This is a genomic window from Kocuria sp. KD4 (assembly GCF_011769905.1).
Classification (GTDB): domain Bacteria; phylum Actinomycetota; class Actinomycetes; order Actinomycetales; family Micrococcaceae; genus Kocuria; species Kocuria marina.
In genome coordinates this window covers 288,115-309,333 of record NZ_CP050449.1, presented here as the reverse complement: position 1 = coordinate 309,333, position 21,219 = coordinate 288,115, and the positions used below count along the sequence as shown (strand labels likewise).

General features: G+C 69.0%; 18 protein-coding genes. 6 read left to right on the top strand and 12 right to left on the bottom strand.

Annotated features, from left to right (window positions below; translation table 11 throughout):
* The first annotated feature begins 266 nt into the window (after positions 1-266).
* Positions 267-1,541 carry a hypothetical protein gene (locus HBK84_RS01380; protein WP_064846521.1) on the top strand — a complete coding sequence of 425 codons (1,275 nt, stop codon included), beginning with the start codon at positions 267-269 and terminating at the stop codon, positions 1,539-1,541.
* Positions 1,542-1,679: 138 nt separating this feature from the next.
* On the opposite strand, the gene HBK84_RS01375 is transcribed toward HBK84_RS01380, so the two are convergent.
* From HBK84_RS01375 to ilvD, 3 genes are all read right to left on the bottom strand, one after another.
* The gene (locus HBK84_RS01375; protein WP_167318003.1) at positions 1,680-3,170 is read right to left on the bottom strand and encodes a sodium:alanine symporter family protein; all 1,491 of its coding nucleotides are present in this window, start codon (positions 3,168-3,170) and stop codon (positions 1,680-1,682) included.
* A 130-nt stretch (positions 3,171-3,300) separates the two neighbouring features.
* Positions 3,301-4,965, bottom strand: a complete 1,665-nt coding sequence (locus tag HBK84_RS01370; protein ID WP_167318002.1) for an amino acid permease — start codon at positions 4,963-4,965, stop codon at positions 3,301-3,303.
* Positions 4,966-5,005: 40 nt separating this feature from the next.
* On the bottom strand, positions 5,006-6,844 hold the full coding sequence (gene ilvD, locus HBK84_RS01365; RefSeq protein ID WP_167318001.1) for a dihydroxy-acid dehydratase: 1,839 nt from the start codon (positions 6,842-6,844) through the stop codon (positions 5,006-5,008).
* A gap of 265 nt (positions 6,845-7,109) precedes the next feature.
* Here ilvD and HBK84_RS01360 point away from each other — a divergent pair, with 265 nt between their 5' ends.
* Complete coding sequence (locus tag HBK84_RS01360; protein ID WP_167318000.1) at positions 7,110-8,636, top strand: gluconokinase; 1,527 nt, start codon at positions 7,110-7,112, stop codon at positions 8,634-8,636.
* Positions 8,637-8,656: 20 nt separating this feature from the next.
* On the opposite strand, the gene bioD is transcribed toward HBK84_RS01360, so the two are convergent.
* From bioD to bioB, 4 genes are all read right to left on the bottom strand, one after another.
* Positions 8,657-9,373: a dethiobiotin synthase gene (gene bioD, locus HBK84_RS01355; protein WP_167317999.1), complete on the bottom strand. Its 717-nt coding sequence runs from the start codon at positions 9,371-9,373 to the stop codon at positions 8,657-8,659.
* A 258-nt stretch (positions 9,374-9,631) separates the two neighbouring features.
* Positions 9,632-10,642 carry an 8-amino-7-oxononanoate synthase gene (locus tag HBK84_RS01350; protein ID WP_370520565.1) on the bottom strand — a complete coding sequence of 337 codons (1,011 nt, stop codon included), beginning with the start codon at positions 10,640-10,642 and terminating at the stop codon, positions 9,632-9,634.
* Positions 10,639-12,006: an adenosylmethionine--8-amino-7-oxononanoate transaminase gene (gene bioA, locus HBK84_RS01345; protein ID WP_240919049.1), complete on the bottom strand. Its 1,368-nt coding sequence runs from the start codon at positions 12,004-12,006 to the stop codon at positions 10,639-10,641. Before bioA ends, HBK84_RS01350 begins: the two co-directional genes overlap by 4 nt.
* A gap of 76 nt (positions 12,007-12,082) precedes the next feature.
* The gene (gene bioB, locus HBK84_RS01340; RefSeq protein ID WP_144997078.1) at positions 12,083-13,480 is read right to left on the bottom strand and encodes a biotin synthase BioB; all 1,398 of its coding nucleotides are present in this window, start codon (positions 13,478-13,480) and stop codon (positions 12,083-12,085) included.
* Positions 13,481-13,597: 117 nt separating this feature from the next.
* On the opposite strand from bioB, the gene HBK84_RS01335 reads away from it, so the two are divergent.
* Positions 13,598-14,227, top strand: a complete 630-nt coding sequence (locus tag HBK84_RS01335; protein WP_167317998.1) for a TetR/AcrR family transcriptional regulator C-terminal domain-containing protein — start codon at positions 13,598-13,600, stop codon at positions 14,225-14,227.
* The gene (locus HBK84_RS01330; RefSeq protein WP_144997074.1) at positions 14,224-14,718 is read left to right on the top strand and encodes a GNAT family N-acetyltransferase; all 495 of its coding nucleotides are present in this window, start codon (positions 14,224-14,226) and stop codon (positions 14,716-14,718) included. Before HBK84_RS01335 ends, HBK84_RS01330 begins: the two co-directional genes overlap by 4 nt.
* Here the strand turns inward: HBK84_RS01330 and HBK84_RS01325 are convergent.
* Complete coding sequence (locus HBK84_RS01325; protein WP_240919048.1) at positions 14,715-15,479, bottom strand: LysR substrate-binding domain-containing protein; 765 nt, start codon at positions 15,477-15,479, stop codon at positions 14,715-14,717. The genes HBK84_RS01330 and HBK84_RS01325 overlap by 4 nt on opposite strands.
* Before the next feature lie 3 nt (positions 15,480-15,482).
* Positions 15,483-15,677 carry a LysR family transcriptional regulator gene (locus HBK84_RS12770; RefSeq protein WP_240919047.1) on the bottom strand — a complete coding sequence of 65 codons (195 nt, stop codon included), beginning with the start codon at positions 15,675-15,677 and terminating at the stop codon, positions 15,483-15,485.
* A gap of 158 nt (positions 15,678-15,835) precedes the next feature.
* On the opposite strand from HBK84_RS12770, the gene HBK84_RS01320 reads away from it, so the two are divergent.
* Together HBK84_RS01320 and mmsB are read left to right on the top strand one after the other, a co-directional pair.
* Entirely contained in the window at positions 15,836-17,236 is a 1,401-nt protein-coding gene (locus tag HBK84_RS01320; protein ID WP_167317997.1) for an MFS transporter, read from the top strand.
* Positions 17,237-17,291: 55 nt separating this feature from the next.
* Complete coding sequence (gene mmsB, locus HBK84_RS01315) at positions 17,292-18,212, top strand: 3-hydroxyisobutyrate dehydrogenase (protein ID WP_167317996.1); 921 nt, start codon at positions 17,292-17,294, stop codon at positions 18,210-18,212.
* 79 nt (positions 18,213-18,291) lie between these two features.
* Here mmsB and HBK84_RS01310 read toward each other — a convergent pair whose 3' ends face one another.
* The 3 genes from HBK84_RS01310 to HBK84_RS01300 are packed head-to-tail and all read right to left on the bottom strand — an operon-like array spanning position 18,292 to position 21,088.
* Positions 18,292-19,686, bottom strand: coding sequence for a short-chain fatty acid transporter (locus HBK84_RS01310; RefSeq protein WP_167317995.1), 1,395 nt, complete (start codon positions 19,684-19,686; stop codon positions 18,292-18,294).
* Positions 19,683-20,564, bottom strand: coding sequence for a cytochrome c oxidase assembly protein (locus HBK84_RS01305; protein ID WP_085107949.1), 882 nt, complete (start codon positions 20,562-20,564; stop codon positions 19,683-19,685). Before HBK84_RS01305 ends, HBK84_RS01310 begins: the two co-directional genes overlap by 4 nt.
* Entirely contained in the window at positions 20,564-21,088 is a 525-nt protein-coding gene (locus HBK84_RS01300; RefSeq protein WP_085107952.1) for a DUF2243 domain-containing protein, read from the bottom strand. Before HBK84_RS01300 ends, HBK84_RS01305 begins: the two co-directional genes overlap by 1 nt.
* Positions 21,089-21,219: the final 131 nt, after the last annotated feature.

The following is a 21,219-nucleotide window of genomic DNA, read 5'->3' as shown; positions in this document are numbered from 1 at the left end:
GCGCGGCTGCCGACGCCGCTGACCGGCCACCCAGCTCTCGAGATCTACCTGCCACTGCTGCGTCACGGGGTGCGCCCTTCGTCGAATGCTCCACCTCCGCGTATTCCGCCGACCCCTGAGTCGGGAGGTGTCGGCATCATCACGTCACGGGCAGGCCGCTGCCACGTGGCGCGGACGAGCCCACTCCCTATGCTTGACCGGTGGAGAAGGCCCGGAATGTGGTCCGAGCCACATGAGAACCGTCCGACCCCCGAGGAGTTGCTCCCGTGTCCGCCAAGAAAACCCTGCAAGTCACCCTGGCCTTCGTGGGCCTGCTGGTGGGTGCCGGTTTCGCCACCGGTCAAGAAGTCATCCAGTACTTCATCTCGTTCGGTGTCTGGGGGCTGGCCGGCGCGGTGGTCTCGGGGATCCTGATGATCGCCGCGGGTGCCGTGATCATCCACATCGGCAGCTACTTCCTGGCGGACGAGCACCGCCGGGTCTTCCGGTCCGTGTCATCTCCCGTGGTGTCCCGGTTCCTGGACATCGCGGTGAGTCTGACCCTGCTGGCCATGGGCATCGTGATGCTCGCCGGCGCGGGTTCCACACTGGAACAACAGTTCGGGCTGCCCGCGTGGATCGGTTCGGCCATCATGGTGGTGCTCGTGATGGTCACGGGGCTGCTCAACGTCAACAAGGTCACCAACATCATCTCGGCGGTCACCCCGGCGATCTTCGTGGCCGTGATCGTGGCGTTCGGTTACACCCTGACCAAGCTCCCCGTGGATCTCGGATCGCTGCACGAGCTCGCGGTGCAGGCGGGCTCCCCCGTGAGCCCGTGGTGGCTGTCCGCGATCAACTACACGTGCATGGCCCTGATGCTGGGCGTGTCCATGTCCCTGGTGATCGGCGGCAACGCCCTCAACCCGCGCGATGCCGGCTGGGGCGGGCTGCTGGGCGGCGTGGTCTACACCGTTCTTCTGGCCATGAACGCCTTCGCCCTACTCGTGAACTTCGATGCCGTGGGCGGCTCCGAGGTGCCCATGCTCCAGCTCTTCCAGACCATGCACCCCTGGGCCGCACTCGGGATGGTTGTGGTGACGTTCGTGATGATCTACAACACGACCATCAGCATGTTCTACGCCCTGGGTCGCCGGGTCACCGTGAACCACCGCCACCGCTACGTCCCGATTTTCCTGGGCCTGTGCGCGGTGGGTTACGTGGTGAGCCTCGTGGGCTTCGGCACCCTGATGAGCGTGGTCTACCCGATCATCGGGTACGTGGGCATGGTCCTGGTGGTCGTCATGCTGTGGTGGTGGTTCCGTCACCGCGAGGACATCAGCGTGGAGGCCGGGCGCCGCAACCGAATCCGCGCCCTGCTGACCAAGCGTCGCGCGCAGGACAAGGAGTTCTCCGAGTTCAACGAGCACCAGCTCCGGGACGCGGCCCACGATTCCCCCGCGGACGACGACGCCCTCACCGGCGCGATCGACACCCAGGTCCAGCAGGATCTCGCGGACGGCTCGGGCGATTCCCCGAGCCCCTCGCCCGAGCGCGGCTGAGCGCAGCCGTCGAGCGGTCCCCGCGAGCGGCGTCGTCCGCGCGCGCCGCGCACAGACGACGACCTGCGCGCGGGGACGACAGCGGCGTCGTCGCCCCTGCAAAGAGCCGGGGACGACGACGCCGCGTACGGGTCGCTCTCAGCGGCGCGCCCCGTTCTTCTGGTTGGCGCGCTGTTCCCAGAACACGGGGAGTGTGACGGTGTCCGTGCCGTCCCAGGCGGAGAGACCGGTGATCCCGGGGACGTCCCCGGCCTTGAACACGGGCTCCACCCCGGCCTTGCGCTGTTCCATGTAGTTGGCCAGCACCTTGGCGGCGACACCCGCGAGCATGCACAGCGCGATGAGGTTCAGCGTGGCCATGAGGGCCATGAACAGGTCCGCGAGGGACCACACGAGGTCCAGCGCGAGTATGGCGCCCAGGAACACGCACACGAGCACGGCGAAGCGGTAGATGTTCATGGCCGCACGGGACGTGGTCATGAAGCGGATGTTGGACTCGCCGTAGTAGTAGTTGCCGATCACCGAGGACCACGCGAACAGGAAGATCGCCACGGTCAGGAAGTGCACGGCCCAGTCACCCAGCTGCATGCCCAGGGCGCTCTGCGTGAGGGAGGCACCCTGGCGCTCGTCGCCGAACGTGGGGTTGGAGAGCAGCACGATGAACGCGGTGATCGAGCACACGAGCATGGTGTCGAAGAACACCCCCAGGGACTGCACGAAGCCCTGCTTGGCCGGGTGGGAGATGGACGCGGTCGCACCGGCGTTGGGCGCGGAACCCATGCCGGCCTCGTTGGAGAACAGACCGCGCTTCATGCCCTGGATGATCACACCGAGCACGCTGCCCGTAACGAACTCACGGATGCCGAACGCACCCTCCACGATCATGAGCAGCATGCCGGGGACCGCGGTGATGTTCAGGACCACCACGAGCAGCCCCAAGACCAGGTACAGCACGGCCATGACGGGGACCAGGATCTGCGTCACGGAGGAGATGGAGCGGATGCCGCCGAAGATCACGGCCGCGGTGATGACCACGAGCGCGAGACCCAGGACCACACGCATCCACATGCCCTGGCCGTTGGTGATGTCCACGTCGAAGGACCCGCTCACGGCGTCCACGATGGAATTGGACTGCACGGAGTTGAACACGAAACCGTAGGTCACGGTGATGATGACCGCGAACAGCAGACCCATCCAGCGCTTGTTGAGCCCGCGCTCCATGTAGTACGCGGGACCGCCCACGTAGCCGTCGCCGGTCTTGACCTTGTACAGCTGCCCCAGCAGGGACTCCACGAACGCGCTGGCCGCACCGATCGCGGCGATGACCCACATCCAGAACACCGCGCCGGGCCCACCCAGGCTGATGGCGATGGCCACACCGGCGATGTTGCCCGTGCCCACGCGAGCGGCCGCGGAGACCGTGAACGCGCGGAACGAGGAGATGCCCTTCCGGCCGTTCTCGGCATCACCGGGCGGATCGGTGAGCACCCTGAACATCTCGGGGATCCCGCGTAGTTGAATGGCCTTGGTGCGGATGGTCAGGTACAACCCCACACCAATCAGGATCGCGAAGACGACGTACCAGATGTAACCGCCCAGCGTTCCCACGAGTTCTGTCAACGCATCCATGTGATTCCCCGGAATTCTGCCTCAAGACGGTTCCGGCCGCTGCGCGATGGGCAGCGGGGAACCGGGTGACTGACGTGTGCTGTTGCACTGATCTAGGTCACAGTAGCGGAAACAGGGCCCCGTGTGAGTGTCAGCGGGACGTGTCAGGGCCCTGGTGCCCCGGGCCCTGGTGCCCCGGGGGCGGCGTCGGGGCACCGTCGGTGGAACCCGGCCCCGGGGCCCGATGCAGGGACGCCGTGGACGTGGTGGACCCGGAACCCGTGGAGTTCTCCCGGCCCACCGGGCGGAACGCGCCCACCGCGGGCCGCTCCGCGAGCACCGGGAACGCCCCCGTGAAGCCCTCGCGTTCGGCGGCGATCTCGCGCACCCTGCCCCGCACCATGAACCACCCGATCACCAGGACCGGGATCAGCACCAGGGAGGACGCCAGGGTGAAGGTGCCCACGGGGTAGTCCACGGCCATCAGCACAAGGACCCCCGCGAGGAAGAACATGGTCAGCCAGTTGGTGAACGGCGCCAGCGGTGCCCGGTAGGTCGGGCGGTTGTAGAAACCCTTCCGCGCCAGGGAGACGTATCGCTGGTGGGACAGCGAGATCGCGGCCCAGCCCGCCATGGTGCCCAGTGCCGCGAGGTTCAGCACGATCTCGAACGCCTGCTCCGGGACCACGAAGTTCAGCCCCACGCCGAGCACGGCCACCCCGGCGGTCAACAGGATGCCGCCGTAGGGCACACCGGACGCGGACAGCTTGCCCGTGAACCTCGGGGCGGAACCGGCCTGCGCCATGGAATGGACGATGCGCCCGGTGGAATAGAGGCCTGCGTTGAGCGAGGACAGCGCCGCGGTGATCACCACGAGCTGCATGATGGGCCCCGCCGCGTCCACGCCAATGGACGAGAAGAACGTGACGAACGGGCTCTCGGTGGCGCTGTAGGCGGTGTAGGGCAACAGCAGGCACAACAGCAGGACGGAGCCCACGTAGAACACCGCGATCCGCAGGATCACCGTGTTGATGGCCCGGGGGATGACCTTCTCCGCGTTGCGGGTCTCCCCGGACGTGGTGCCCACGAGCTCGATGCCGGCGTACGCGAACACCACACCCTGCACCACGATGAGCGCCGGCAGCACGCCGGACGGAAAGAGGCCCCCGTTGTCCCGGACCAGGGAGAACCCCACCTCGGAACCGGTGGGCGTGCCAAACAGCACGAAGAACGTGCCGATGACCAGGAAGACCACCAGGGCCAGGACCTTAATCAGAGAGAACCAGAACTCCAGCTCGCCGAACACCTTGACCGAGACCAGGTTCAGCGACACCACTAGGACCACCACGATCAATGCGAGGATCCACTGCGGGATCCCCGCCACGAACGCGCTGTACTGACCGAACCACTTGATGTAGATCGCGATGGCCGTGGCATCCGCGACCGCCGTCATGGCCCAGTTCAGCCAGTACAACCACCCGGAGACGTACGCGGCCTTCTCGCCGTAGAACTCACGGGCGTAGGAGACGAACGAACCGGAGGACGGCCGGTGCACCACGAGTTCGCCCAGTGAGCGCAGGATCAGGTAGCCGAAGAAACCGCACACCGCGTACAGCAGGAACAGGGACGGACCGGCCTGCTCCAAACGGCCACCGGCTCCCAGGAACAGCCCGGTCCCGATCGCGCTGCCGATCGCGATCATCTGCAACTGGCGGGCGCCCAGCCCCTTGTGGAACCCCGCCGTCTCGTCCTCGAAGCGCCGCCGCAGGACGTGTTTCTCCTGGGCCTCGGTCAACCGCGGGCCGTTCTGGGACATACCTGTTCCCTTCGTCCTGACCGCCCGGGTCGGACCGTCCTCAGTCCTCCACGACGCGCACTGCGCCCTTGTCCGCGGAGGTCACCATGGAAGCGTACGCCCGCAGCGCCTTGGACACGCGACGTTCACGCGGCTTGGTGGGCTTCCAGGGGGCGTCACCCTTCTCCTGGCGACGGCGCGCGAGCTCGGCGTCGTCCACGTTGACCCGCAGCACGCGGTTCTCCACGTCGATCTCGATCTCGTCACCGTGCTCGATGAGACCCACGGCACCGCCGGCCGCGGCCTCCGGGGAGATGTGGCCGATCGAGATCCCGGAGGTGCCCCCGGAGAAGCGGCCGTCCGTGATGAGCGCGCACTTCTTCCCGAGCCCCAGGCCCTTGAGGTAGCTCGTGGGGTACAGCATCTCCTGCATGCCCGGTCCGCCCTTGGGTCCCTCGTAGGCAATGACGACGATGTCCCCCTCCTTCACGTTCTTGGAGAGGATCTCGTGCACGGCCTCGTCCTGGGACTCCACCACGAAGGCCCGGCCGGTGAAGTGGAACAGGTCGGGGTCGATCCCGGCGGTCTTGATCACCGCGCCGTCCTCGGCGATGTTGCCGAACAGCACGCAGAGCCCACCCTCCTTGGTGTAGGCGTGCTCCACGGAGCGGATGCAGCCCTCGGCGGCGTCCACGTCGTGGTCCTCGTACTCGTTGGCCTGCGAGAACGCCTGGGTGGTGCGCACGCCGCCCGGTGCCGCCAGGAAGAACTCCTTGGCGGCGTCGGATGCCTTGCCCGAGCGGATGTCCCACTCGTCCAGCCACTCGCCCATGGTCTGCGAGTGCACGGTGTGGACGTCCTCGTTCAGCAGCCCGCCGCGCCGCAGTTCACCCAGGATCGCGGGGATGCCGCCGGCCCGGTGGACGTGCTCGATGTGATACTTGGTGGAGTTCGGCGCCACCTTGGCCAGGCACGGGACCTTCCGGGACAGCGCGTCGATGTCCGAGAGATTGAAGTCCACCTCGGCTTCCTGCGCGGCGGCCAGGATGTGCAGGACCGTGTTGGTGGAGCCACCCATGGCGACGTCCAGGGCCATGGCGTTGCGGAACGCCGCCTTGGTCGCGATGTTGCGAGGCAGCACGGAGTCGTCGTCGTGCTCGTAGTAGCGCTTGGCGGATTCCACGATCCGCCGCCCGGCCTCCAGGAACAACCGCTTGCGGTTCACGTGCGTGGCCAGCGTGGTGCCGTTGCCGGGCAGGGACAGACCCAGCGCCTCGGTCAGGCAGTTCATGGAGTTGGCGGTGAACATCCCGGAGCACGAACCGCACGTGGGGCACGCGTTCTCCTCGATCTGGGCCAGCTGCGCGTCCGTGACGGACTCGTCCACGGCCAGGGCCATGGCGTCCACGAGGTCCACGCGGTGCTCCACCACGCCCTCCACGCCCTCGCCGGATTCCATGGGGCCGCCGGAGACGAAGACCACGGGGATGTTCAGGCGCAGCGCGGCCATAAGCATGCCGGGGGTGATCTTGTCACAGTTGGAGATGCACACCAGGGCGTCCGCGCAGTGCGCGTTAACCATGTACTCCACGGAGTCGGCGATGATGTCCCGGGAGGGCAGGGAATACAGCATGCCGTCGTGGCCCATGGCGATGCCGTCGTCCACGGCGATGGTGTTGAACTCCTTGGCCACGCCTCCGGCCTCGCGCACCGCGGAGGCCACGAGCTCCCCCATGTTCTTCAGGTGCACGTGACCGGGGACGAATTGCGTGAAGGAGTTCGCGATCGCGATGATCGGCTTGCCGAAGTCCTCGCTGCCCATGCCGGTGGCGCGCCAGAGGGCGCGGGCACCCGCCATGTTCCGACCGGTGGTGGACGTTGCTGAACGTAGCTGCGGCACTGTGACCCCTTCCCGAAGGCTGGACCGGGACGTGGACGGCGCGAAATGCGCCGTTCTCCCGGCAAAAAGTGTTCCCTCCAGGATACGCGTGACCCCGACACAGTTTTCACATAGCAGACAGCCGTCTCACCATTCGGAACGAGAGGACGACGACGCCGCCGTCCGTCCCGCGCGCCCCGGACCCCGGCGCCGTCGTCCGCCGAGCGCACACCGGGCCCGTCCCTAGACTGGGAGGACGGCACAACCGCGAGGGAGCAAGACGCAGATGGGCAAGCACAAGAACACACCGTGCACGGACGACGGCGTGGACTTCGCCGTGGAACTGGACCGGGCGCAGGACCCCCTGGTGATGACCCTGGACATCGGCTCCACCGCCACGCGCGGCTCCGTGCATGACGCCACAGGGACACCCGTGCGCGGGTACCGCCACAAGATCCCCCACGCGTTCACCACCGCGGCGGACGGCACCTCCGTGATCGACCCGGACCAGGTGGTGGACGAGATCCGCGAGATCCTGGACGTGGTGTGCGACCGGAAGGAGCTCGCGGGGCGGGTGCGCGGCGTCGGCCTGGACTCCTTCGCGTCCTCCCTGGTGGGTGTGGACGCGAAGGGTGACCCCGTGACCGAGTGCTTCACGTACGCCGACTCACGGTGCGCGCCGCAGCTGAAACAAATGCGCGAGGAACTCGACGAACGGCAGGTCCAGCAGACCGTGGGCGCGCGCCTGCACACGAGCTACCTGGCCCCGCGGTTCCGGTGGCTCGCGGAAACGCGCCCCGAGGACTTCGAGGCCGCAGAGCGCTGGCTGAGCATCGGCGAGTACGTGTGGTTGCGTCTGCTCGGCACCACCGCCGCGGGTACCGCGACCGCCGCGTGGACGGGGCTGCTCAACCGCCGTTCGGGCAACTGGGATCGGCGGATGCTCAAGGCCGCCGGCATCACCGCGGACGTGCTCTCCCCGGTCCTCGAACCCCACGAGCCGCTGCCGGACGTGGATCCCGATCGCACCGCGCGTTGGCAGGGGCTCGCGGACGCGCAGTGGTTCGCGCCCGTGGCGGACGGGCTGTGCGCCAACCTGGGGGTGGGCGGATCGGACGAGCACACGATCGTCGCGTCTGCGGCGACCTCCGGCGCCATGCGGGTCCTGCTGCACCACCGCCCCCAGGACATCCCGCCGGGGCTGTGGTGCTACCGCATTGACTCCTCCCGGTGCCTGCTGGGCGGCGCCCTCAACGACGTGGGCCGCGCCGTGAGCTGGTTGCTCGACACCCTCGCGCTCGACGGCGTCGTACTCGACGAGATCGCCGCCGCGGATCCCTCCCCCGACACCCCCGGGGTGCTCCCCTTCCTGACCGGCGAACGCTCCACCGGGTGGGCGGGCAGTGCGCGGGCGGTGTTCGCGGATGTTTCAGCGTCCACGGATGCCTCCGCGATGGCACGCGGGATGCTGGAGGGGATCGCTGGTTCCTACCGGAGGGTGTCGGACGAGCTGGAACGGGCCGCCACGGACGTGGAGCGGATCGTGGCGGCGGGCCGAGTCACCCAGGAGTTGCCGTCCTGGTTGCAGATCCTGGGCGACTACCTGGGCACCCCCGTGATCCACCAGACCATCAAGCGGTCCACGTGCCGCGGCAATGCCCTGCTCATGCTGGAGTCACTCGCGCCGGACGTGGAGTGCTCCTCCCCGGAACCCGCGGGGACGTACACCCCTCGCGATTCCGCGCAGGAGTACTACCGGGGTGTCCACGACCGTTTCGAGCGGCTCTACGGGGCGGCGGTGGAGGGCTCGTGAGCCCCGTCCATGTGCCGTCTTCAACTCACGCCGACGTTCCATCCCGCGGGGACCGCGCCCAGTAGGGGGATGTGGTGGCCGCTCACATCCGGCAGGTCCGCCAGGTAGTCCCGATTGGATTCCTGCACCGGATCGGGGTGAGCCGGCCAGGATCCCAGCACGACCCCCGACACCCGCACGCCCCGGTGGTGCAGGGCCTCCAGGGTCAGCAGGGTGTGGTTCAGGGTTCCCAGGTCCGGGCGGGTCACCACGACCGTCCCGACGTCCTCCCCCGCGCGGCCTTGCAGCTCCCGCGCCAGATCCGCGATCGTATGCTGCTGCCCGTCCAGCTCCACGAGCACTCCCCCGCTACCCTCCACCAGCACGAGGTCGTGGGATTCCTGTAATTCCATGACCCGCTCCACGTGCGCGGTGATCGACAGAAGGTCCACCCCGTCGATCGCCGCCGCGGGAGGCGGGGCCATGGGCTCGGTGAGCCGCTGTCCCTCCGCCACGGTGAGCGCCGCGGACGGCACGCCGACGGTATGAGCCAGCCGAGCGACGTCGTCAACGTCCCCCGGATCGTCCCCGCGCACGCCGGTCTGTTGGGGCTTGTAGACCGCGATCCGTTGGACTCCAGAGGACCATGCGGCCACCGCGAGCGCCGCGGTCGTGTAGGTCTTGCCCACGTCCGTGTCCGTCCCCGTGACGATGGTGATACGGGGAAGGGGCACGTGGGCGAGTGGGTTGTGAGTCATGCGGTGACCTCCTGGACGGATGGCGTACCTCTATCGGCGCCGGAACCCGGGGCCGGAACGGGTCGCGACGGCGCGATCCGGCCGAGGCCGGCGCCCATTCCCGGCGTGGACGGCTCCAGAGCGCGCAGAACCTCCCGCACCCGATTCACCGCCTCCGACAATTCTTGTAATTCCATGTTCGCGCGCGCCGTGAGACGCAGCCTGCTGATGCCGTCCGGCACCGACGGCGGGCGGAAGCATCCCACCGCCACCCCACGCTCACGCAGGGTCCGGGCGGCGTCCACGGCGAGTTCCGCCGATCCCACGGGCACCGACTGCACCGCAGCGCGCGAGAGGCACGTCCAGCGCGCGGGCCACGAAGGCCGCGCGCTCGTGCAACCGGTCCGCAAGCTTGGGCCGCCCGAGGACGATCCGGGCGGCCTCCGCGGCGGCCGCGGCACTCGCCGGTGCGAGGGCGGTGTCGTACACGAACGGGCGCGCACGGTTGAGCAGGTGGTCGCGCAGCAGCTCGGACCCGAGCACCGCCCCGCCCTGCGCGCCGAGCGCCTTGGACAGCGTCACGGTCAGGACCACGTGCGGCGCGCCCGCGAGACCGAGTTCGTGCACGAGCCCGCGACCACGGCCAGCGACCCCGATCCCATGGGCCTCGTCCACGAGTAACAACGCATCGTGCGCGCAACACACCCGCGCCAGCGCCTCGAGCGGTGCGTGATCCCCCCACACCGAGTACAAGGATTCGACGACGACGATCGCCCGCGACTGCGACCGCTCCGCCAGCAGCTGCTCCACGTGGGCCACGTCCGAGTGCCGCGCGATCCGCACGGGCGAGCGGGACAACCGGGAACCGTCCACGAGGGAGGCGTGCGCGTGGGCGTCGGAGACGATGAGGGTGTCCAGATCTCCCAACGCCGTGAGCACACCCGTGTTCGCCGCGTACCCGCTCGAGAAGACCAGGGCCGCGGGCTGACCCGTGAGCTCGCACAGGGCGCGCTCGAGCTCCTCGTGCACGGGCAATGTGCCCGTGACGAGCCGCGACGCCCGTGAACCGGTCCCGTACTCGTCCAGTGCGCGGTGCGCCGCGGCCACGACGCGGGGGTCCCGCGACAGGCCCAGGTAGTCGTTGGACGCGAGGTCCACACACGGCCCGCGCATGGGCCGCAGTTCACGCCGCAGTCCCAGTTCATCGCGTTCCCGCGCCCGGTCGTGAAGCCAATCGTCAAGGGGTCCCGCGGCGGTTCCGGCCGCGGCCGCTTCCGTGTGCGCGTTCATGCTCCGACCTCCCTTGTCACGTCCCGGGCCGCGTGCACCACGGCGTGGGCGATGCGGCGGGCGTCGTCGTCCGAACAGATGTAGGGCGGCATCGCGTAGAGCAACCGACCGAAGGGCCGCAGCCACACCCCGTGCTCGAGGGCTGCGCGCGTCAACCGTGCATTGTCCGGGGCCCGGTGGAATTCCACGACACCCACCCCGCCGATCACCCGCACGTCCTCTACCGCGTCGAGTTCGGCGGCCGCGGGGAGGATCTCCCGGAAGGCGGTTTCCAGTCGGGTGATGTCCCGGCGCCACGTGTCCCGGAGCATCCGCACGGACTGCAGGGCCACCGCGCACGCGAGCGGGTTGGCCATGAACGTGGGCCCGTGCATGAGCGCACGCTGCGGTGACGCCGTGATGACCGTTCCCACGGATCCGGACACCAGCACAGCGGCGAGGGTCATGTATCCGCCGGTCAGGGCCTTGCCCACGCACATCACGTCCGGGACCACCCCGGCCCACTCGCACGCGAACCACCGCCCGGTGCGTCCGAACCCCGTGGCGATCTCGTCCGCGATGAGCACGAGGTCCAGCTCGTCCGCGATCTCCCGCAGGGCTCGCAGACAGCGCGGGTCGTACGTGCGCATCCCGCCGGCTCCCTGCAGAACGGGCTCCACGATGACGCCCGCGAGCTCGTCCCGGTGCGCCCGGGCCGTGGCGCGCACGTCCGCGATCCACCGCGCGACGTCCTCGTCCGACCCCACCCACTCGTGATCCTCCCCCGACGACGACGCCGCGGGCGGCGGTGCCACGAAGAGCTGCTCCGCCACGAGACCCGAGAACTCCGCGTGCATCCCGCCCTCGGGATCGCACACGCTCATGGCCCCGGTGGTGTCCCCGTGGTAGCCGCCGCGCACCGTGAGGATGCGCCGACGCTGCGGCCGGCCGCGCGCCGCCTGGTACTGCACTGCGAGCTTTAGCGCGACCTCCACGCTCACGGAGCCCGAGTCTGCGAAGAACACGTGCTGCAGCTCGGGCGGGGTGACCTCCACCAGCAGCTCCGCGAGTTCTACGGCCGGGCGGTGCGTGAGCCCCCCGAACATCACGTGGGAGAACTCGGTGATCTGGTCCACGGCGGCGCGGTCCAGTTCCGGGTTGCGGTAGCCGTGCACGGCGCACCACCACGAGGCCATGCCATCGATTGCCCGGATCCGGTCCCCCTCAGGAGTCTCCAGGGTCAGGGTCACGCCCTCCGCGGCCAGCACCGCGTGGGGTGCGGGTCCGTCCAGCGGTGCGTAGGGGTGCCAGAGCAGCCCGCGGTCACGAGCGGCGAGGCGGGTGGGCTCCACGGCGTCGTCACCCTGTTCTGCCGTCTCTGCCACGGCACCCGCGGCGGGGCAAGAAGCCTCCCCGCTGCCCTCGGCGGGCGCGGTGCCGTGCGTGATCTGCGGTGCCGGTTCAGGCATTCGGCGCCACCGAGGTCCCCGCACCACGACGCCGCACGGTCGGGCTCAGCTCGATCCTCACCCGGGTGTCGTTCTCGTCGCGTTCGGGCCCGTCGCCCGAGCTCAACAGGGCGGCGAGCGCCGCGGAGACCGGGGCAGCTGACCGAGCAGGGACCGGGCCCTGGGCGGTCGAGGGCAGCGCGGCGTCGTCACCCTGATCGGAAAAGACGGGGTCGAAGGGGGCCGGACCGCCGCCCGAGGTGGCATCGGGACCGGCAGCTCCACCGGTTCCGCACGTGGACCCGCAGGGCGTGCTCGCCGGGCCTGCCGAGCCCGTCTGACCTGCCTGGCCCGCCGCAGCCTGCTCGGGAGCCGTACCGCTCGAGGCGTGGGCGGGCGCCGCGGCGTCGTGCTCACGGGAAAGGTCTGGCCCCGCACCAAGGACGGTGAAGCCGGCGTCCGCGATCATGTCCAGGTCCGCCTGGGCCGCCTGCCCTTCGGAGGTGAGGTAGTCGCCCAGGAACAGGGAGTTGACCACGTGCAGGGCGAGCGGCTGCAGCGAACGCAAGTGCATCTCGCGGCCACCGGCCATGCGGATCTCCTTGTCCGGGCACACGAAGCGCACCACGGAAAGGATCTTCAGGCACTTCTGCGGGCTCAGCTGCCACGTGCCTGCCAGGGGCGTGCCGTCGAAGGGCATGAGGAAGTTCACCGGCACGGAGTCCGAGCCCAGGTCCCGCAGCGCGAAGAGCGCCTCAACGAGCTGCTCGTCCGTCTCCCGCATGCCCACGATCAGCCCGGAGCACGGGGAGAGCCCGGCGTCCTTCGCGCGCTCCACGGTGTCCACGCGGTCCTGGTAGGTGTGGGTGGAGCAGATGGACTCGTAGTGGGACTCGGCGGTGTTGAGGTTGTGGTTGTAGGCGTCCACGCCCGCGCCGCTCAGTGTCTCCGCCTGGCCGTCCTTGAGCAGGCCCAGGCATGCGCAGACCTCCACATCCGGGTGCTGCTCCTTCAGCGCCTCGACCGTGCGGGTCACGTTGCCCACCTCACGGTTGGACGGGCCGCGACCGCTCGCCACGAGGCACACGCGGCTCGCACCACCGCGGATACCGTACTCGGCCTGCTCCACCGCCTTTTCGGGGCTCAGCCACGAGTACTTGAGGATGTCTGTCCCGGCGTTCAGGCGCTGGGAGCAGTAGCCGCAGTCCTCGGCGCACAACCCGGACTTCAGGTTGACCAGGTAATTCACCTTCACGGTCATCCCGAAGTGCTCGCGGCGCAGCCGTGCGGCGGCGGCCACGAGGTCCAGCATGCCGGGGTCGTCGGTGTGCAGCAGCTCGAGGGCTTCGTCCGGGGTCACGGGGTCGCCGGCGAGGACGCGCTCGGCCAGCTCGGCAGGGTTCTTGAACATCGTTCAATTATTGAACGCCGTTCAAGAAAGTCAATTCTCCAACGCCCGCCCCGCGCCGCACCGGCCGATCGGTAGAGTCACACGCAGCACCCGACCGAGCACCCCGAGAGGAGCACCGTGGCCCTGAACCGCGATGACGTGGTGGATGCCGCGTGGCACATCCTGCAGAGCTACGGCCTGGGTGATCTCTCCATGCGCCGCCTCGCCAAGGAGCTCGAGGTCCAGCCCGGCGCCCTCTACTGGCACGTGGCCAACAAGCAGGAGTTGCTGGCGGTGCTCGCCCAGCGCATGGTCGCACCGCTCGCCGCCGACCGCGCGGTGCACGACGACGCCGCTCCCCACGCCGTCCGCTCGGCCGGTCACGACGGGGCGGGTCCGGGGCACTCCGATGACGGCCGCACCGAGCCCGGCCACCTCGACCCCGCTCGGGTGGCCGCGGAGTTCCGTCGGCTGATCCTCGCGGTGCGCGACGGCGCGGAGGTCGTCGGCGTGGCCCACGCCCTCGATCCGCTCGACCTGCCGCCGGTTCCGCTACTCGTCGCGGCCCTGTCCGCCACGGGTCTCACGCAGCGGACCGCCGAGAACACGGCCCTGACCCTGGTCCGGTTCACACTGGGCTCCGTCACCGCTCAGCAGACCCGCGAGGCCATGGGGCTGCCCACCACTGACAGCGCTCCGCGGTTCGAGGCCGGACTGGCCCTGATCCTCGGTCGTGAGGCAGCGCCCCTCGAGAGGTCCGACCCATGACACGGCCCGCCTTCACCATCCGTCTCCCCGAGCCCGACGACGCTCCCGCCCTCGCGGCCGTCCACGTGCGTTCCTGGCGTGAGACGTACGCGGGCATGCTCCCGGAGCGCTTCTATGACGAGACGGCGCAGCGGCGTCGTCGCACCATGTGGGACGGACTCCTGCGCGATGAAGCCGGCCGGAGGGCGGTGCGCGTCGCGGAGGTGGCCGGACGGATCGTGGGCTTCGCCGCGGTCGGTGCACCGGAGGAGGCGCAACCGGCGCGGGAGACCGCGCTGCGCATGGTGTACGTTCTGCGCGAGCACCACGGCGGCGGAGCGGGACAGGCGCTGCTGGACACCGCACTGGGGGCCGAGCCCGCGCAGCTGTGGGTCGCCGCGGCCAATGCGCGCGCCATCCGGTTCTACGAGCGCAATGGCTTCCGCGCGGATGGGACCGAGACGGTGGACCCGCGACTGTCGGACCTGCGCGAGCTCAGGATGGTGCGCTAGCGAGCGAGTGCGTTGGCGCGCGGACCCCGGCGCTCGCCGCGGGGCCGCGCACGACCGGTGCCGGCTGAAGCGGCCAATTGGTCCTTCATGTCCTCGACCGCCGCCCGGAGCGCGTCCATCACGGCCTTCACCGCGGGGCGCTTCAACAGGTCCGGGCGCGAGACCGCCCAGTAGGACGCACGGAACGCGAACTCCTCGGGGAAGAGCCGCACGAGGTCCCCGGCGCGATCGGCCAGGTAGCACGGCAGCAGGCCGATACCCGCCCCGGACCGGGTCAACTCCACGTGCACCATGGAGGACGTGGCCCCGATCGACTGGTGCATCCGCGGCAGATGCCGCACGGGATCGATTAGCTCCGGGACGTCCTGCATGGACTCGATGAAGTAGAGCAGAGGGTGCTCCTGCAGTTGGGCGGGGGACTCGATGGCCGGGTGGCGTTCCACGTACGCCGCGGACGCGTAGAGCCCCAGGAAGTAGTCCGCCAAGTGGAACGACTCGTTCCGGGAGACCTCTGGGCGCCCCACGACCACCGCGACGTCGATCCCCACGAGGTTGGCGCTCGGGCGGCGCGCAGCGTTGATCATCTCGAGCCGCACACCGGGGTGGGTCTCGGACAGCCTGCGCATGGCCTCACCCACGGCGATCCCGCCCAGGCCGTCCGGGGCCAAGACCCGCACGAGCCCCTTCACCCCGCCTCCCGCACCGCCCGATTCCAGGGCGAGGGAATCCAGGGCCGTCTCGATGCCCTCGGCGGCACTCACGAACTATCGACCCAGATCCGTGGGCTCCCACGCCCCGTCCGAGCGGACCAGCAGGCGGGCTCCCGCGGACTTCTCGAGGGCCGCGATCCTGCGGGACACCGTGGTGTGGCTGATCCCCTGAGTGGCAGCGGCACCCGAGTAGGAACCGTGCCGCACCACGGACAGGAGCAGGAGCAGGTTGTCCACTTCGCGCGTCATCAGACCCTCCGTGCGGAGCCGTGCGTCGGCCAGCCGTCTGTGCATTTTTGCACGTCCCCGGCCACGTTTTGGCCATTGAGCACACGATCACCGCCCAGTAGGTTGGTGGCACCGCGCTGTGACTATCATCACATCGGGCAAAGCAGAAGGAGACCCCCATGAGCACCCCGGACCAGACCACCCCACCGCCGGGCACCGGACCCGCCGCGAACGAGCAGACCCGCGGGGGCCTCAAGAAGGTGGTCGCGGCGTCGATGGCCGGCACGGTGGTCGAGTGGTACGAATTCTTCCTGTTCGCGACCGCCTCGACCCTGGTCTTCGGTCCCCTGTTCTTCGTAGACACCGGCAACCCGCTGGACGGCATCATCAAGGCGTTCCTGGTCTACGCGGTGGGCTTCATCGCCCGCCCGCTCGGCGGCATCGTCTTCGGTCACTACGGTGACAAGTACGGCCGCAAGCACCTGCTGCAGGTCGCCATCGTCCTGGTGGGTGCCACGACCTTCCTCATGGGCTGCCTGCCCACGTTCCACCAGGTGGGCTACCTGGCCCCGGCACTGCTCGTCTTCCTGCGGTTCGCGCAGGGATTCGCCGTGGGTGGCGAATGGGGCGGCGCCGTCCTGCTCGTGGCCGAGCACTCACCCAACAGGGAACGCGGGTTCTGGGCCAGCTGGCCCCAGGCCGCGGTCCCCCTGGGCAACCTCCTGGCCACCGTCGTGCTCCTGGTGCTGTCCCGCACGCTCTCGGACGAACAGTTCCTGTCGTGGGGCTGGCGCGTGGGCTTCTGGCTCTCCGTGGTGATCGTGGCCGTGGGCTACTACATCCGCACCCACGTCACGGATGCCGCGATCTTCAAGGAGACCCAACAGGAGATCATCGAGGCCAAGGGCGCGGCGTACGGCGTGGCGGAGGTGTTCCGCCGCTACCCCCGCGGTGTGCTCGGCGCCATGGGCCTGCGCTTCGCGGAGAACATTCTCTACTACATCGTCGTCACGTTCTCCATCACCTACCTGTCCACGCAGTTGAAGATGAACACCTCAAACATCCTGTTGCTCTTGTTGGTGGGGCACGTCGTCCATGCGATCGTGGTCCCGCTCGTGGGTCGGCTCTCCGACAAAGCCGGGCGGCGTCCCGTATACGCCACCGGGGCCGCGCTGGGCATCGTCTGGGCATTCGCGGCCTTCCCGCTGTTCAACACCCGCAACGAGTGGATCATCCTGGGCACGATCGTGGTGGGTCTCGTGATCCATGCGTTCATGTACGCCGGTCAGCCCGCGATCATGGCCGAGATGTTCCCCACCCGCATGCGCTACTCCGGCGTCTCCCTGGGCTACCAGGTCACCTCGATCATCGCGGGTTCCCTTGCGCCCATCATCGCGACGACGCTGCTGCGCCAGTTCGACTCGTGGGTCCCCATCTCCATCTACATCTCCATCGCGTGCGTGATCACGCTCTTCGCCGTGATCACGCTGCGTGAGACCCGCGGGATTTCCCTGCAGTCGGTCGACGACGCCGATCGCCGCCGCCTGGACGAAGAACGCGCCGCGCACCACGGTGCCTGAACCCCGCGACGCACGACCGACGACACCCTCGGGGCACGACGAAAGGATCGACATCATGACCGTCATCAGCTGGATTGGACTGGGCCACATGGGATCCCCGATGTCCGCGAACTTGGTCGAAGCGGGTCACACCGTGCGCGGCTTCGACCTCGACGAGCGGGCCATGGCCACCGCGCGGGACGGCGGTGTGGAGACGTTCTCCTCCATGGCCGAAGCCCTCGAGGGTGCGGAGGTGGTGTTCACCATGCTGCCCAAGGGCGAGCACTCCCGCGCCGTCTACCTCGGCGACCAGGGCGTCCTGGCGCTCGCCCCGAAGGACGCCCTCCTCATCGACAGTTCCACGATCGACGTGGAAACCGCCCTGGAGCTGCACAAGGCCGCGGCGGAGAAGGGTTTCGCGTTCGTGGACGCCCCGGTCTCGGGCGGAATCAGCGGTGCTGCGGCGGGAACACTCACGTTCATGATCGGGGGCGACAAGGACACCGTGGCCCGGGCCGAGCAGGTCATCACTCCCATGGCGGGTCGGATCGTGCACACCGGCGGGCCGGGCATGGGGCAATCGGCCAAGATCGTGAACAACATGATGCTCTTCATCAATCTCGAAGCGTGTGCGGAGGGTTCCGTCCTGGCCGAACGACTGGGTTTGGACCCGCGGGTGTTCTGGGACATCGCGTCGGTGTCCTCCGGCGATTCCTGGGCCCTGCGGACGTGGTACCCCGTCCCGGACATCGTCCCCTCGGCCGCCGCCAACAACAATTTCGAGTCCACGTTCTCCGCGGTCCTGGCCGCCAAGGACGTGGGGCTCGCGCTGTCCGCCGGTGAGCAGACGGGCGTGGACCTCCCCGCGGCCGAACTCGCGGCCCAGCGCTTCCAGCGCCTGATCGACGAGGGGTACGGGGATCTGGACTGCAGCCTGATCGTGAAGTACGCGGCCCCGGACGGCAAGGTCCAGGGCTGGAACCCGGACGAGGTCTGACACCCCGGCCACCTCAGCGAGGTGACGTCGAGCGCCGTCGTGCTCCGAGACCGCGGTGCGCCCGGAGCACGACACGAGCTCAGACCCCCGCGCCCACGACCAGCATGGTGGCGGCGAAGACGATCCCGGAGACCAACAACACCACGGTCGTGTAGCCCAGGATGTCCCGGATCTTCAGTCCCGCGATGGCCAGCAACGGCAGGGCCCAGAACGGCTGGATCATGTTCGTCCATTGATCGCCGTAGGACACGGCCATGATCACCACGGCGGGGTCCACGTCCAGGCGGGCGGCGGCGTCCAACAGGATGGGTGCCTGGATGGCCACCTGCCCGCCGCCGGACGGGACGAAGAAGTTGACCAACCCTGCAGACAGGAAGGCCAGCAGGCCCAGCGTCTGGGGCGATGCCACGGCGACGATCGAGTCGGAGAGCACCTGGATCAGCCCCGTGGCGGTCATGATGCCCATGATCCCGGCGTACAGAGGGAACTGCAGCAGGATGTCCCCCACGTTCGACGCGGCGTTCTTGACCAGGCCCATGACCTCGAACGTGTTGCGGGACAACAGGAAGATCAGCCCCAGGAACATCCAGTTCACGATGTTCAGGGTGACCGTTCCACCCCCGGCGAAGTGGATGACCAGGTAGGCCACCAGTGCCAGGCCCACGAGAGTCGTGGGGATGCGGGAGGCATCCAACCGGTCGGCCGGGGCCTCTATGACCGGACGCTCGATCTCCTGTTCGGACTGGGCGAGCGCCTCGGCCGTGACCGTGTGGGACTCGGGAACGCTGCGCGGTGCCACGAGCCAGAGCGCCAGGGCCACCAGGATCAGGGTGACGACGATCGCGCTGATGTTCCACCACGAGAAAATGGTCTCCCTGATGGGAATGATGTGACCCACCTGCTTCTCGATGAACGAGCCCGGGGTCGCGGCGGTCAGTGGGCCGGAGCCCGAATACCCCATGTGCCACACCACGAACCCGGAGAACCCGGACGCCACGAGCATCGGGAAGCTCACGGCCTGGCGCCTGCGCGCGAACTCCGCGGCGACCTCCCGGGCGAGCAGACCGCCGACCACCAGGCCGAAACCCCATGTGATGAGCGAGGCCACCGCAGCGATGACGAACACGAAGACGTAGGCGCGCAGGGGTGAGCGGGGCACCGAGGCCAACTTGCCGAGACCGGCGCGCACGGGCCGGGTACTGGCCAGGGCATGACCGAGCAACAGCACCAGCGCCATCTGGGTCATGAACTCCAGCAGCCCGGACAGTCCCGTGCCCCATCCCTGGATCACGGCCACGGGCCCGGAATCGGTCAGCAGCAGGGCCATGAGGGCCACCAGGACGGTGAGGACTATGGCGAAGATCAGCGCCGAGGGGATGAACCTCTCCACGGCGGTGTTGAGCGGCCGCATCACGCGGGCCAGCGGCGGTTCGCACCGGGCGGCGGTGGCCTGCGGGGTTCCCGGGGTGCTCATGACAACGGCTCTCGGTGGTGGCGGGACACGGGTGGTTCTCCGATCTGGATCAGGGTTGGGTACATGCGATCGGTTGCCGGGCGCGGGCGCGTGGCCCGGTGGTGGCCCAGGAACAGCAGGACGATCAGCAGGACGTCCACGACGTCGCCGCCGTAGTACATGACCTGCGCGCCCACGTGAGCGTCGTGGGGCGCGACTCCCGCGGGCGGATGCGCGTAGAGCCACTTGGCCAGGACCGAGTGCGCCGCGATGAAGAGCACCAGGACCACGGCGCGCGCCCGGAAGGACGAACGATGCGGATCGGGGTCCGGTCCGGCGATGGCCGCCGTGAACACGTAGCCGGCCAGGAAAATGTGGGTGTGGACGAGCGCGTGGCCCCACGCGGAGGCGTGCATCCAGTGGAACAGCGCGGTGGTGTAGAGCAACCACAACCCGCCGGCATTGAGGATCGCGGCCACCACGGGGTGCGTGACCCAGCGGACGACCGGGAACCGCAGCACCCGCGAGACCCGGCGCGCCCCGGCGGTGGACAGCCCGCGCAGCGCCACCCGCACGGGCGCGCCCAGTACGAGCAGCAGGGGTCCGAGCATCCCCACCAACAGGTGCCCCACCATGTGAGCGGTGAAGCTGGTGTGCCCGGCGTGGGCGAGGGGCCCCACGAGGCCCACCCCCACGCCCAGCAGGCCGACGTAGAAACTCACGGGACGCCACGGACTCGGGCCCGTCCTGTGACGGCCCGACCACAACAACCACCCGTACCCCGCGGCAGCGAGCACCAGCACCGCCGCGACCAGCCACTCGAACACAGGCCATCCGACAGCAGCGGCGGTCTCCGCGTGGTGGGTGTGATCCGCATGGTGGGCGTGGTCCGAGGACATCAGCGGGTCCGATAGGCCCGCGCGCCGCGCCGCAGCACCACGAACCCGATGAGCATGAGGATCACCGCGGTGCCGTTCCACACGAGGTCGTACGGCAGGATGTCCACCCCGTAGCGGATCTGGTGGATGCCCAGCAGCTTGTGGTCCACGATGCCATCGAAGAGCTGGAAGGTCCCCACGCCCAGGATCACGGCCCCGATCCAGTGGGGCCAGTGCACCCCACCCCGTCGGCGCACGTCAGCGAGCAGGAACAGACCCCAGATGGTGATGAACCACCCGAAGGCGTGGAAGAACCCGTCCGTCACGAGGGCCACCTCATGCGTGGAAAGGTCGTAGAAGTGGTGCCACTGCAGGCCCAGGTGGAAGATGAACAAGTCGATCATGGAGGCGGCGATACCGCATCCGAACAGGAACCCGGACAGCGCCGCCCGCTTGCGGGTGCGCCGGGAGTCCGGGACAGGCCCGCCCCCTGATCCAGGGCCCTCCGACGATGTCGAGTCCGGTGTGGATGCCGTGTGCGCCATGGTTCCTCCTGAATCCATTCGATCAACCCGGCCGCCCGCCCCCGGCTAGCACCCGGGTCGGTCAGCCGGCTCGAGCCGGGCCGCCCCTGGTGTGGGTCACGCCCACCCCGGGTCCGGGACGGGCGTGACCC